Annotated in this window: 11 protein-coding genes; 6 read left to right on the top strand and 5 right to left on the bottom strand. The window is 67.2% G+C overall.

The annotated features are described in order from the left end of the window. Positions 1 to 83: 83 nt before the first annotated feature. Positions 84 to 1664, top strand: a complete 1581-nt coding sequence (gene ahpF / locus KF907_RS13890; protein WP_291221296.1) for an alkyl hydroperoxide reductase subunit F — start codon at positions 84 to 86, stop codon at positions 1662 to 1664. 145 nt (positions 1665 to 1809) lie between these two features. Here ahpF and ligA read toward each other — a convergent pair whose 3' ends face one another. After that, complete coding sequence (gene ligA, locus KF907_RS13895; RefSeq protein WP_291221298.1) at positions 1810 to 4173, bottom strand: NAD-dependent DNA ligase LigA; 2364 nt, start codon at positions 4171 to 4173, stop codon at positions 1810 to 1812. A gap of 84 nt (positions 4174 to 4257) precedes the next feature. Between ligA and KF907_RS13900 the strand changes: the two genes are divergently transcribed. Genes KF907_RS13900 through KF907_RS13920 form a run of 5 tightly spaced genes read left to right on the top strand, consistent with a single transcriptional unit; the run spans position 4258 to position 9066 of the window. Continuing rightward, positions 4258 to 5100: a tetratricopeptide repeat protein gene (locus KF907_RS13900; protein WP_291221300.1), complete on the top strand. Its 843-nt coding sequence runs from the start codon at positions 4258 to 4260 to the stop codon at positions 5098 to 5100. Between the two features lie 49 nt (positions 5101 to 5149). Further along, positions 5150 to 5743: an RNA polymerase sigma factor gene (locus KF907_RS13905; RefSeq protein ID WP_472843882.1), complete on the top strand. Its 594-nt coding sequence runs from the start codon at positions 5150 to 5152 to the stop codon at positions 5741 to 5743. Continuing rightward, positions 5740 to 6654 (top strand): hypothetical protein, encoded by a 915-nt coding sequence (locus KF907_RS13910; RefSeq protein ID WP_291221302.1) that lies wholly within the window; start codon positions 5740 to 5742, stop codon positions 6652 to 6654. The genes KF907_RS13905 and KF907_RS13910 overlap by 4 nt, the downstream gene beginning before the upstream one ends. Then, positions 6651 to 7253: an IMPACT family protein gene (locus tag KF907_RS13915; RefSeq protein WP_291221305.1), complete on the top strand. Its 603-nt coding sequence runs from the start codon at positions 6651 to 6653 to the stop codon at positions 7251 to 7253. Before KF907_RS13910 ends, KF907_RS13915 begins: the two co-directional genes overlap by 4 nt. A gap of 52 nt (positions 7254 to 7305) precedes the next feature. After that, complete coding sequence (locus KF907_RS13920) at positions 7306 to 9066, top strand: ABC transporter transmembrane domain-containing protein (protein ID WP_291221307.1); 1761 nt, start codon at positions 7306 to 7308, stop codon at positions 9064 to 9066. A gap of 34 nt (positions 9067 to 9100) precedes the next feature. Here the strand turns inward: KF907_RS13920 and KF907_RS13925 are convergent, their stop codons facing one another. From KF907_RS13925 to rlmD, 4 genes are all read right to left on the bottom strand, one after another. Continuing rightward, positions 9101 to 9841 (bottom strand): S-methyl-5'-thioinosine phosphorylase, encoded by a 741-nt coding sequence (locus tag KF907_RS13925; RefSeq protein WP_291221309.1) that lies wholly within the window; start codon positions 9839 to 9841, stop codon positions 9101 to 9103. Between the two features lie 13 nt (positions 9842 to 9854). After that, positions 9855 to 10394, bottom strand: coding sequence for a hypoxanthine-guanine phosphoribosyltransferase (locus tag KF907_RS13930; RefSeq protein WP_291221311.1), 540 nt, complete (start codon positions 10392 to 10394; stop codon positions 9855 to 9857). A 1-nt stretch (position 10395) separates the two neighbouring features. Next, positions 10396 to 11412: a beta-N-acetylhexosaminidase gene (gene nagZ, locus KF907_RS13935; RefSeq protein WP_291221312.1), complete on the bottom strand. Its 1017-nt coding sequence runs from the start codon at positions 11410 to 11412 to the stop codon at positions 10396 to 10398. An 89-nt stretch (positions 11413 to 11501) separates the two neighbouring features. Beyond that, complete coding sequence (rlmD, locus tag KF907_RS13940; RefSeq protein ID WP_291221314.1) at positions 11502 to 12809, bottom strand: 23S rRNA (uracil(1939)-C(5))-methyltransferase RlmD; 1308 nt, start codon at positions 12807 to 12809, stop codon at positions 11502 to 11504. Between the last annotated feature and the right edge of the window lie 21 nt (positions 12810 to 12830).

The following is a 12830-nucleotide window of genomic DNA, read 5'->3' on the forward strand; positions in this document are numbered from 1 at the left end:
TCCCTCCCGTCGATCCGCCCGCGGCACCCCGCCCTCTCCCCGGGGTGCCGCATCTTCCCTACTGCGCACGGACACCGAGACCCATGCTCGACCAGGACCTCAAGACACAGCTCAAGGCCTACCTCGAACGCGTGACCCAGCCGATCGAGCTTGCAGCCGCCCTCGACGGCAGCGAGAAATCGGCGGAAATGCACTCGTTGCTGCAGGACATCGTCTCGTTGTCCGACAGGATCACTCTCGTCGAGCGCGAGGAACCCGGCGTGCGCACGCCGTCGTTCACGATCGGTCGCCCGGACGGAAGCGTCCACCTGCGCTTTGCCGGTATTCCGATGGGCCACGAGTTCACCTCGCTGGTGCTCGCCCTGCTCCAGGTCGGCGGCCATCCGTCGAAAGAGGCGGCCGATCTGCTCGAACAAGTGCGCAACCTCGACGGCGACTACGCCTTCGAAACCTATTTCTCGCTGTCCTGCCAGAACTGCCCGGACGTCGTGCAGGCGCTGAACCTGATGGCCGTGCTGAATCCGCGCATCAGCCATGTCGCCATCGACGGCGCGCTGTTCCAGGACGAAGTCGAGCAGCGTCAGGTCATGTCGGTGCCGACCATCTACCTCAACGGCGAACCGTTTGGCCAGGGCCGCATGGAACTCGCCGAGATCGTCTCCAAGATCGACAGCGGCGCGGCAAAGCGCGCCGCTGAGAAGATCGCTGCCAAGCCGGTCTTCGACGTGCTCGTCGTCGGCGGCGGCCCGGCCGGCGCCGCCGCGGCGATCTATGCCGCGCGCAAGGGCATCGTCACCGGCGTCGTCGCCGAACGCTTCGGCGGCCAGGTGCTCGACACGATGGGCATCGAGAACTTCATCTCCGTACAGGAAACCGAAGGCCCGAAACTGGCCGCGCAGCTCGAACGGCATGTGCGCCAGTACGATGTCGACATCATGAACCTGCAACGCGCGCAGAAGCTGATTCCGGGCGATCTGATCGAGGTGCAGCTGGAAAGCGGCGCCTCGCTCAAGGCGCGTAGCGTGATCCTGTCCACCGGCGCACGCTGGAGGCAGATGAACGTCCCGGGCGAGAACGAATACCGCAACAAAGGCGTGGCCTACTGCCCGCATTGTGACGGACCGTTATTCAAGGGCAAGCGCGTCGCCGTGATCGGTGGCGGCAACTCCGGCGTCGAGGCGGCGATCGACCTCGCCGGCATCGTCAGTCACGTCACCCTGATCGAGTTCGACCACCAGCTTCGCGCTGACGAGGTGCTGCAGCGCAAGCTGCGCAGCCTGCCAAACGTGAAGGTCATTGTTTCCGCGCAGACCACCGAGGTCACCGGCGATGGCCGCAAGGTCAACGGCCTCGTTTATCAGGATCGCCCGAGCGGCGAATCGCATCACGTGGAACTTGAGGGCGTGTTCGTGCAGATCGGCCTGCTGCCGAACACGGAATGGCTGAAGGACACGGTGGCGCTGTCCAACCGCGGCGAGATCGAAGTGAACGCGCGTGGCGAAACCTCGGTGCCCGGCGTGTTCGCCGCCGGCGACTGCACGACCGTGCCGTACAAGCAGATCGTCATCGCCATGGGCGAGGGTTCGAAGGCCGCATTGAGTGCGTTCGATCACCTGATCCGCACCTCGGCCCCGACGCAGGATGCGACGCGTGCGGCGGCGTAATCCGGCCTCGCGCCAAATCCGTGGCAATCGGTCGTCGGAAACGGTCGTGGGGAACAGTCGCAGGAAACGCCTTCAGGCGTGATGCTCCTTCGTTGCGGCGTCGTCCAGAACGGGCATCACGCCTGAAGGCATTTCCTGCAGCGTCCTATCGATTCCCGTCGAGCAACGCCTGCAACCGTGCCTCATCCCAGATCTCGATACCGAGCTCATGCGCCTTGGCCAGCTTGGACCCGGCTTCCTCGCCAGCAACAACGAAGCTCGTCTTTTTTGACACGCTGCCCGCGACCTTGGCGCCGAGCCGTTCCAGCCGTTCCTTCGCCTCGTCGCGACTGAGCGACGACAGGGTGCCGGTCAGGACGACGGTCCGGCCGTCCAGCGGCAAACAGGAATTGTCGCCGCCATCGAGAGTGGCAAGTTCGTCGAGCAGGGCTTGCGTGGCGACGAGCGTACGTTTGAGTAGTCCACGATGCGCGGGCTGCGCGCGCCATTCGAGGAATGCGCTGGCGACGGCCTCGGGCATGCCGAGCGTCGCCAGGCCTTCGGCATCGATGGAGGTCGCGGCCGCAGCACCGTCCGGGCCGGCGACGAGCTGTGCGGCGCGCTTCTCGGTGAGTTTCGGAATACCGAGCGCCGCAAGCACGATGGCCGGGGCGAGACGAGCGCGCAGCTTCGTTGACGGCGCATGCGTGTCTTCGATGCGCACGCCACCGGCCAGCAGGGCGTCGATGACGCGCTGATTGCCCTCCTGTTCGAGGAAATGGCCGATCGCGCGCGCGACCTCACCGCCGATATCGGGCACCACGGTCAGCAGAGGCCATGGCAGGTGGCGAATGCATTCGAGGCTGCCGAACCAGGTCGCCAATGCCTTGGCCGTACTCTCACCAACGTGCTCGATGCCCAGTGCATGGAGAAAGCGGTCGAGCGTAGTGACGCGGCTGCGGTCGATCGCCTCGACAAGATTGTCGGCCCATTTCGTCGCGACCTTGCCGGCCTTGACGCTTTCCGGCGTGGTGCCGTCGCGTTCGTCGGCCTGGCGGCGCATCTCGACGAAATCTGCGACCGTCAACGCATAGAGGTCGGCCGGCGATTTCACGAAACCGAGCGCAACGAGATCGTCGATCAGGCGCTCACCGAGCCCTTCGATGTCCATCGCGCGGCGGCTGGCGAAGTGGAAGATCGATTGCACGCGCTGGGCCGGGCAGACCAATTCGCCCGAGCAGCGTGCGACCACCTCGCCTTCCTCGCGCACGATCTCGGAACCGCAAATCGGGCAATGCGTTGGCATGCCCCAGGGCTGCGTGCCGTCGGGCCGCAACTCGGGCACGACGCGCACGACTTCGGGAATGACATCGCCGGCGCGGCGCACGATCACGGTGTCGCCGATGCGCACATCGAGCCGTGCGACCTGGTCGGCGTTGTGCAGAGTCGCATTGGTCACGGTGACACCGCCGACGTGCACCGGCACGAGCACCGCGGCCGGCGTGGCCGCGCCGGTGCGGCCGATGTTGACGATGATCGCCTCAACGCGCGTCTGTTGTTCCTGCGCCGGGAACTTGTGCGCGATCGCCCAGCGCGGCGTGCGGCCGACGGAGCCGAGTTCGCGCTGACCGGCGAGATCATCGAGCTTGTAGACGACGCCGTCGATGTCGAACGGCAGGGCATCGCGCTCGGCGCCGATGCGCCGGTAGTAGTCGAGGCAGCCCTGCGCGCCACGCGCGGTGCCAGCGAGTTCCGCCACCGGAAATCCCCAGTCGCGCAGCCGCTGCATGACCTGCGAATGCAGCGGCGGAAGGTCCACGCCTTCGACGACACCGACCGCATAGGCATAGAACGCCAGCGGACGCGCGGCGGTGATGCGCGGATCGAGCTGGCGCAGCGAACCGGCCGCACCGTTGCGCGGATTGGCCAGCACCTTGCCACCTGCCGCCCGGGCCTTCTCGTTCCAGGCCTCGAAGGCCGCGCGCGGCATGTAGATCTCCCCACGCACTTCGAGCACGTGCGGCCAGTCGTCGCCGCGCAGGCGCAGCGGCACGGTCTTGACGGTGCGCAGGTTGGCCGTGACGTCCTCGCCAGTCTCGCCATCGCCGCGGGTTGCGCCCTGCACGAACCGGCCGTCCTCGTAGCGCAGGCTGATGGCGAGGCCGTCGAACTTCGGCTCGACCGCAAACGACGGTTCGCGGATATCGAGCTGCTCTTCGATGCGGCGCACGAACTCGGCCACTTCCTCATCGCTGAAGGCATTGGCCAGCGACAGCATGCGGATCGCATGGCGCACCTCGGCGAATTCACGCGACGGCGCGGCGCCGACGCGTGCGGTCGGCGACGCCGGGTCGGCGAGCTCCGGATGGGCGGTCTCGAGTGCTTCCAACTCACGCATCAGGCGGTCGTATTCGATATCGGCAATGGCCGGATCGTCGAGCACGTGATAGCGGTAGTTGGCGTCGTCGATCAGTTCACGCAACTCGGCGACACGGGCAGCCGGACTGGCGGGCGGGGTGTGTGCGGTCATGCGGCGAGTGTAGCGGCTTGCCGGCCGGGGCCGCCCGGTGCAGGATGCGCGCTCCACCGTGCGCAGACACTTTACGAGGACATCATGGCAAAGAAGGGCTGGGCACCGTTTCCGCATCCGGACAAGGCGTTCGACTATTCCGGCGACAAGCTCGCCAAGGCCTGGCCGAAGCTGCACGCGGGCGATCAGGAGCCGTTCCCGGACGAGGCCGTCGTCGCCGCTTGGCTCAAGGCCCATCCAAAGGCCGGCAAGGATCCGGCCAGGCTCGCCGCCGGACTGCAGGACGCCTGGCGCGCATTCCATCGCGGCGATTTCCAGCAGGCGTTCGACGCCGGCATCGCGCTCGGCCCTGCAGGCCACTCGGTCGCGATCAAGGCAGGTGGCATCCATGGCAGTCATCTGGTCGACGACGATGCCGCCAGGACCAAGCGCTACGAAGATCTCGTGCGCCTGTCCGAAGAGGCTGTCGCCGCCCTGCCCGGCCTCGCCAACAGCCATTACCGACGTGCGTTCGCGATCGGCCGCCTGAGCCAGTCGATCTCGATTACCAAGGCGCTCGCCCAAGGCCTTGCCGGCAAGGTGCGCGAATCGCTCGATGCCACGCTCGAACTGGCACCGAAGCATGCCGAGGCGTACACCGCGCTTGGTCTTTACCATGCCGAAATCGTCGGCAAGGTCGGCGGCATGCTGGCCAAACTGACCTATGGCGCCAGCGCCGCCGAGGCCGAGAAACACCTCAAGCAGGCGCTCAAGCTGACTCCGGATGCGCCAATTGCCTGGATCGAATACGGCAACGGCCTGCTGCTGCTCCACGGCGACAAGCGCGAGGATGACGTCGCCGAAGCCTGGGACAAGGCGGCAAAGCTGAAACCACGCGACGCCATGGAAGCACTCGACGTGGCCTGGGCGCGCGAACAGCTCGAATAGCCCCTGCGCAAACCCCGCTCACGGCACCGGTGCGTTGCACGACCCCACCATGCCGATGACGCTTCCCGTGGATTGTCTTAACCTCGCATCCATGGGGGCCGACCGAACGGACGAAGAACTGATGCTCGCGTATGCCGGGGGCGATACAGTCGCCTTCGAAATACTGTATCGACGCCACCGCGGCACCCTGTACCGCTTCCTGTTGCGTTCGCTGCGCCAGCGCGCCGATGCCGACGAGGTGTTCCAGGAAACCTGGAGCCGCGCGATCGCCGCACGCGCGCGTTATCGCGTGGAAGCAAAATTCACCACCTGGCTGCTGCAGATCGCGCACAACCTCGTCGTCGACCGTTTCCGCCGCGCCCGTCCACACGCCGGCGAGGAAGAGACCGAAGCGGTGTTCCGCGGCCTCGACGCCCCCGAAGAGGAGCGCCCCGAACGCGTTCTGAGTGAGTTCGAACAGCGCCGACGGCTTCAGCTCGCGCTGGAGGAATTACCTGAAGAACAGCGCGTAACATTCTTGTTGCGCATGGAAAATGGCCTCGGACTTGAGGAAATTTCCGAAGTCACCGGCGCCGGTCGGGAGACCGTCAAGTCGCGTCTGCGCTATGCCTTGGCGCGCATCCGGGCGAGGTTCGAGACATGAGTCGGCGCAATCCCGAACAGGATCTCGAGCGCCTGCTCGACGACGATCGTGGTGAGTTCGGCGCACTGTACGGTCGCCTGTCGCGCGCCGAACCACCGCGCCGGCTCGACCGCGCCATCCTCGCCGAGGCTTCGCGAGCGGTGCTCGGAGCGCGTCCGCCACGCGCGCAGCGCTGGCTGTTCGGCCTCGGCTCGGCGGCCGGACTCGTGCTCGCCGCCGGTATCGCATGGCAGGTGGGCCAGCAGATCGACTCGAAGCCGAGCGACGCGGCGGCCGGCGCGTCGCGGCCGAGCGCGCCCCAGGTCGTTCCCGTGCAACCGATCGCGCCGGCCCCGGCCCCGGCCGAGCCATTTCCGCCGCCGGCCGTCGCACCGCCGGCTGCGTCCGCTACGGCTGCCCGCGAAGTGACCACGCAGTCGTCGACCGACTCCGAACGCGTGCGCCGTGAAATGCGTGCCAAGGTGGCGACACCGGCGCCTCCTCCGGTCGCGCCGCAAGCCGAACAGGCTGTGCCGGCCGCGTCCCCGATGTCCGCCGAGGAGTTCGCACCGCCGACCGGCATGGATGAAGCCGGGGAGGATTCCGCGACGGCAACCGGACACGCTGCGCCTCCGGCATCGGACGCCGGCGTGACCACTGGCGGCAGCGTGCCGGTGAGGACCGACCATCATTCAGACCTGCAACAGTCCAGGCAGCGGCCCAGAGACAGCCATGCGGGCAAGCCGGGAACACCCTCCACTTCGTTGCAGATCCGCAACAACATGCAACTCCAACCTGCCGCGTGGATCGCCGAGATCCGCCGCCTCGTCGACGCCGGCCGACACCAGCAGGCGATCGAGAACCTGCGCCTGTTCCGCCGCGCGCATCCAGACTGGCCGCTGGACGAAGACCTGCGTCGCCTCGACGAATGAGTGCCAGGCACACCCTCGTGCGTGCATGCACGCACACCGAGGAAATTCGCAAGAGCCGCTTCGTCGCCCAGGCCGCACCGGTCGACACGCCGGCTGCGGCGCTGACCTTCGTCGCCGCGGCCAGTGATGCCACCGCCACGCACAACTGCTGGGCCTACCGCATCGGTCAGGAATACCGCTTCAACGACGACGGCGAACCGGGCGGCACGGCCGGGCGACCGATCCTGCAGGCGATCGACGGCCAGCAGGTCGATCGCGTGGTGGTCGTCGTCACGCGCTGGTTCGGCGGCATCAAGCTCGGTGCCGGCGGACTCGTGCGCGCCTACGGCGGTTGTGCCGCGGAATGCCTGCGCCTGGCCGAGCGCGCAGCGATCGTCGAGCGCATCGGACTGCGTGCGCGCTGCGACTTCGCCACCCTGCCCATCCTGCAGGCGCGCCTTGCCGACTTCGCCGCCGAAACGCGTAACCTGCGCTTCGACGTGGATGGCATCGAACTCGACTTCGGCGTGCCTGGCGAGCACGTCGAAAGGGTGCGCGAACTCGTGGGCGACCTTACGCGCGGCCGAGGCAGCGTCGAGGAAATTCACACAACCGCTTGAAATCCCTGCGCCACGCATCCATCCGTGCCGCGAACCCCTGTAACGCATCCGCATGCCCGATCCGAAACCCGCAGCACCCAGCCTCGGCGCCTGGCGTCGCCTCTGGCCCCTGCTGAGCGAACAGCGCCGCCTGATCACGGCCTGGTTGTTCTTCCTCGCCCTGTCCTCGGCGGCCACGCTGACCCTGCCGGCGGCGGCACGCTTCATGATCGACCGCGGCTTTGGCCAGACCGATCCGGCCCAGCTCGATGCCGGCTTCATCGGTCTGTTCGGCGTCGCCGTGATCATGGCGATCGCCGGCGCGGCACGCTACTTCAGCGTGACCCTGCTCGGCGAGCGTATCGCCGCGAACCTGCGCACGCGCCTGTACCGGCATTTGCTGACCCTCGACCAGAGCTTCTTCGAGCGCACGCGCTCGGGCGAACTCGTCTCGCGTCTCGCTGCCGACACCGAACTCGTGCAGACCGTCGTCGGCTCGACGCTGTCGCTGTCGCTGCGCAGCGTGGTCATGCTGATCGGTTCGACGGTCATGCTGGTCATCACCAGCCCACGCCTGGCTGGCCTCACCGCGCTGGTCATCCCGGCGGTGATCCTGCCGATCGTCTTCCTTGGTCGGCGCGTCGAGAAACTCGCCCGCGAGAGCCAGGACCGCATCGCCGACTCGGCCGCGATCGCTTCCGAATCGCTGGTCGCGATCCACGCGGTGCAGGCCTACACACGCGAACCGCACGAGGGCGACCGCTACGCGGGTGCGGTCGCACGCGCGCTGGCAACCGCACGCAGGCGCATCGGTACCACCGCCCTGCTCACCGCCCTCGTCATTCTGCTTGGCTTCGGCGCGATCACCCTCGTGCTGTGGGCCGGAGCCCATGCCGTCATCGCCGGCGAGATGAATGCCGGCGTGCTCGCCCAGTTCGTGCTGTACGCGGTCGTCGCCGCCGGATCGGTCGGCGGTCTGACCGAAGTCTGGGGCGAACTGCTGCGCTGTGCCGGTGCGCTCGGTCGCATCGGTGAACTGCTCGACACCGCGCCGGCGATCACTGCGCCGGCCGCGCCGCACGACCTGCCCGTCCCGGTGCGTGGCGCGCTGCAACTCGAAGGCGTCTCGTTCCACTATCCGTCGCGCCCCGGACGGGCTTCGCTCGAAGGTATCGATCTCACCATCGCGCCGGGTGAAACCGTCGCCCTGGTTGGGCCGTCCGGTGCCGGCAAGACCACGGTGTTCCAGTTGCTGCAACGTTTCCACGATCCGCAGCAGGGACGGATCACGCTCGACGGCGTGGACCTGCGCGACCTCGATCCGGCAGAACTGCGCCGGCATTTCGCCCTTGTTCCGCAGGATCCGGTGCTGTTCGGCGCGAGCATCGCCGACAACATCCGTTTCGGTCGCCTCGACGCCGGTCAGGCCGAGGTCGAGGCTGCCGCATGCGCCGCCGAGGCGCATGAGTTCATCACCGAATTGCCGCAGGGCTACGCCACCTACATCGGTGAACGCGGCGTGCGCCTGTCCGGCGGTCAGCAGCAACGCATCGCCATCGCCCGCGCCCTGCTGCGCAACGCACCGGTGTTGTTGCTTGACGAGGCAACCTCGAGCCTCGACGCACAATCCGAGCGCAGCGTGCAACTCGCCCTGGAGAAACTCATGCAGGGCCGAACGACCCTGGTCATTGCCCACCGCCTCGCTACCGTGCAGAAGGCCGACCGTATCGTCGTGCTCGAACACGGCCGCATCCTCGCCCAGGGCAACCATGCCACCCTGCTCGCCGGCAACGGCCTGTACGCCGAACTCGCGCGGCTGCAGTTCGCCGCTTGACCCATCGTTCCGCCACTCGTGCGCGGCGGAACGATCAAGCCAGCAATTCGGCAATGATCGGCGGAAGTTGCGCGGTGGCGTATTCGAGGTTGGCGAAGATCTCGTCTAGGGAAATCTCGGCGGTGTCGCCGCACCCGGCGGCCCAATTGGCGACCAGTGAGATGCAGGCGTATTCGAGACGGATCTCGCGGGCAAGCGCCGCTTCGGGCATGCCGGTCATGCCGACGAGATCGCAACCATCGCGGCGCATGCGCGCGATTTCCGCCCGTGTCTCAAGGCGTGGGCCCTGGGTGGCGCCGTAGCAACCACCAGCGACAACAGCGATGCCGGCACGCGCCGCGGCGGCAAGGATCGCCGCACGCATCGACGCCGAGTACGGTTCGCTGAAGTCGATGTGCTCAACCTTGACACCCTCGGCATCCGAATAGCTGGTGATGCGTCCATGCGTGTAGTCGATGATCTGGTCAGGCACGACCACGGCTCGCGGGCCCATGTCATCACGGATGCCGCCGACCGCATTGACACCGATGATGTTGCGCGCGCCGAGCGAATGCAGCGCCCACAGGTTCGCGCGGTAGTTGACCCGGTGCGGAGCGATGGAATGTCCGCTGCCATGGCGGGCGAGGAAAGCGAGCGTGCGTTCGCCGACGCGCCCGCGCGTGATCGGATCCGAGGGAGCACCGAACGGCGTGTCGACGACGATCTGTTCGGCATCTTCCAGACCGGGGAAACGATACAGGCCAGTGCCGCCGATCAGGGCGAGATCAATGCTCATCGGGAGTCCTGCTTCACAGCGCGTAGATGGCAGGCAGGTTGCGGCCCTGCTCATGGAAATCCATGCCGTAGCCGAATACGTAACGATCCGGCACGACGACTCCACAGAAATCCGAGCGCAGTCCCGGCACGGTGCGACCATGGTGCTTCTCGCAGAGCACGGCGAGCAACACGCGCGCGGCACCGACGGCGAGTACGTGGTCACGGATCGCCTTCAACGTGTGCCCCTCGTCGAGGATGTCGTCGACCAGCAACACGGTGCGTCCGGCCAAGGGCACGCCCGGATGGCGCAGCCATTCGAGCTGGCCGCCCTCGGTGCCACCGCGGAAGCGTGTCGCATGCACATAGTCGAACTCAAGCGGTGCGTCGATGCGTGTGGCCAGCTCGCCGGCGAACGGCAGCGCGCCCTGCATGACGGTCAGGAACACCGCCGGCTGACCCGCAAGCACACGCGTGATCTCGGCACCGACACGAGCGATCGCCGCACGCAGGGTGGCCTCGTCATGCACGAGATCGGCATCACGCAGCGCCTTGGAAAGGTCATGTCGGGTCATTTCAGCCCTGTGGATGGACGCAGTACTCGGCGAGACGGCGCGCGCATTCGTCACGCTTGGGATCCTCGGCCAGCGATTCCCAGGTCGGCGCGACGGCGCCGCGCAGGCTTTCGACGCGCTCGGCCGCGCACGCGGGGAGGTCGGCACTGACACCGACCGCTTCCTCGACGATGCTAGGGCTGCACGCCAGGATGAGGTCGCAGCCGGCAGCCCGATGCGCCTCGATGCGCTCGGCAATGCCGCCGATCGACTCGGCCGCAGCCATGCCGATATCGTCGCCAATGACGATGCCGGTGAAGCCGAGCTCGTTGCGCAGGATGTCGGTGATCCAGGTGCGCGAGTAGCCTGCGGCAAAGGTGTCGATTTCCGGATAGGTCACATGGGCGAGCATGACCGCCTCGGCACCGGTCGCCAATCCGTCCACGAATGGCACGAGATCGGTCGTGCGAAGTTCGTCCAGCGTACGCGGATCGCTGGCGACGTCGAAATGCGTGTCGGCGGTGACCGAGCCATGTCCAGGAAAATGCTTGAGTGTGACCGCCATGCCGGCCAGATGCATGCCGCGCGCATAGGCCTGCACGAGTTCGGAAACGACCGCGGGGTCGGCATGGAAGGCACGCTCGCCGATCGCCAGGTTGCCGCGCGCCAGGTCGGCGACCGGCGCGAAGCTCAGATCGATGTCGATCGCGCGCATCTCGCTGGCCATGAGCCAGGCGTGCTCCTCGGCGAGCGCAACGGCAAGCTTCGGGTCGCGATCGAAGATCTCTCCGAGGCGCGCCAGCGCCGGCAGCCGGGTGAAACCTTCACGGAAACGCTGCACCGGGCCACCTTCCTGATCCACGCAGATCAGGAAGGGGTCGTCCGGACGCTCCATGCGGATGTCGTCGATCAGCGTCGTGATCTGGTCGAGATTGGCGTAGTTGCGCGTGAACAGGATGACGCCGCTGACCTGCGGCGACGACAGCCAGATGCGGTCGTCGTCGTTCAGGGTCTTGCCATGGATGCCGATGATCAGCATGCGGGTGTCGCCTCGTCTGCTCTGGCCAAACGGAAACGGATACGGTGGTCCATCCTGCCACGACCCCGGGGCGTCGCGCCATGCGCCAATCAGCGCATGAACAGGGCGATCGATTCGACATGGGCAGTCTGCGGGAACATGTCCATCACGCCGGCCCGGGCGAGTTCGAAACCATGCCGCTCGACGAGGATGCCGGCGTCGCGCGCAAGCGAGCCGGGGTGGCAGGACACGTAGACGATGCGGTCGGTGCCCCTGCGCGGCAGATGCGCGAGCACGCCGGCGGCGCCGGAGCGCGGCGGGTCGAGCAGCAGCTTGCCATAGCGCGCGCGCGCCCACGGCGTGGCCGAGTTGTCGAGCGTGAGATCGGCTGCATGGAAGCTCGCGTTGTCGAGGCCGTTGCGGCGTGCATTCGCCTCGGCGCGTGCGACCAGGCCAGCCTCACCTTCCACGCCGGTCACGCGCGCAACCCGCCGCGCGATCGGCAGGGTGAAATTGCCGAGGCCGCAGAACAGGTCGAGCACCTCGTCGGCGGGCTGCGGATCGAGCAGTTCAAGAGCGCGCACAATCATGCGCTGGTTCATGCCGGCATTGACCTGGACGAAATCGAGCGGCTCGAACTGCAGTTCGAGCTGGTCGCCATCCACGCGAAACGCCAATTCAACCCGTTCCGGCCACAGTGCATGCACGCTGTCGGGGCCCTTCGGCTGCAGCAGGATGGCCAGGTCGTGCGTGCGACCGAAGGCGCTGAGCCGCTCGCGATCGGCTTGGTCGAGCGCCACCAAGGTGCGGAACACCAGGGCCACCGTTGCATCGCCCGCCGCGATCTCGATCTGCGCGATCTCGCGACGCGCGTCGAGCGAGCCGACGAGTTGCGACAGCGCCTCGATGCGCAGGCCGACCTCGGGCAGCAGGGTGTGGCAGACGCCGAGATCGGCGACGAAGCGCGGATTGTCCTCGCGGAAACCGACCAGCGCCTTGCCCTTCTTGTCGACCCATTTCACCGACAGCCGGCCCTTGCGGCGATAGCCCCAGGGCTGATCGGTCAACGGCGCCAGCCACTCACGCGGACTCACCTTGCCGATGCGCTCGAAGTTCTCGGCCAGCACGCGCTGCTTGGCCTCGATCTGACGCTCGGCCGGCAAGTGCTGGAGTGCGCAGCCTCCGCAGCCACCGAAATGCGGGCAACGCGGCTCGACACGGTCCGGTGAACGCCTCAGCAGTTCCTCGACCTTGCCCTCGTCGTAGTGGCGATGGCGCGAAGTCAGGCGCACGCGCGCGCGTTCGCCCGGCAGGCCGCCGGTCACGAACAGCGCCTTGCCATCCGGGCGGGCAACGCCGCGGCCGTCGTGGCTGAGATCGGTGATGTCGACTTCAAGGACCGGATATCGTTCGCGCATCGTCACGAGTCAGGCTTGGGG

Source organism: Dokdonella sp., assembly GCF_019634775.1.
Taxonomy (GTDB): domain Bacteria; phylum Pseudomonadota; class Gammaproteobacteria; order Xanthomonadales; family Rhodanobacteraceae; genus Dokdonella.

Coding starts and splice junctions, on each gene's coding strand:
- ahpF (WP_291221296.1), top strand. CDS start 84: ATGCTCGACCAGGACCTCAAGACACAGCTCAAGGCCTACCTCGAACGC.
- ligA (WP_291221298.1), bottom strand. CDS start 4,173: ATGACCGCACACACCCCGCCCGCCAGTCCGGCTGCCCGTGTCGCCGAG.
- KF907_RS13900 (WP_291221300.1), top strand. CDS start 4,258: ATGGCAAAGAAGGGCTGGGCACCGTTTCCGCATCCGGACAAGGCGTTC.
- KF907_RS13905 (WP_472843882.1), top strand. CDS start 5,150: ATGCCGATGACGCTTCCCGTGGATTGTCTTAACCTCGCATCCATGGGG.
- KF907_RS13910 (WP_291221302.1), top strand. CDS start 5,740: ATGAGTCGGCGCAATCCCGAACAGGATCTCGAGCGCCTGCTCGACGAC.
- KF907_RS13915 (WP_291221305.1), top strand. CDS start 6,651: ATGAGTGCCAGGCACACCCTCGTGCGTGCATGCACGCACACCGAGGAA.
- KF907_RS13920 (WP_291221307.1), top strand. CDS start 7,306: ATGCCCGATCCGAAACCCGCAGCACCCAGCCTCGGCGCCTGGCGTCGC.
- KF907_RS13925 (WP_291221309.1), bottom strand. CDS start 9,841: ATGAGCATTGATCTCGCCCTGATCGGCGGCACTGGCCTGTATCGTTTC.
- KF907_RS13930 (WP_291221311.1), bottom strand. CDS start 10,394: ATGACCCGACATGACCTTTCCAAGGCGCTGCGTGATGCCGATCTCGTG.
- nagZ (WP_291221312.1), bottom strand. CDS start 11,412: ATGCTGATCATCGGCATCCATGGCAAGACCCTGAACGACGACGACCGC.
- rlmD (WP_291221314.1), bottom strand. CDS start 12,809: ATGCGCGAACGATATCCGGTCCTTGAAGTCGACATCACCGATCTCAGC.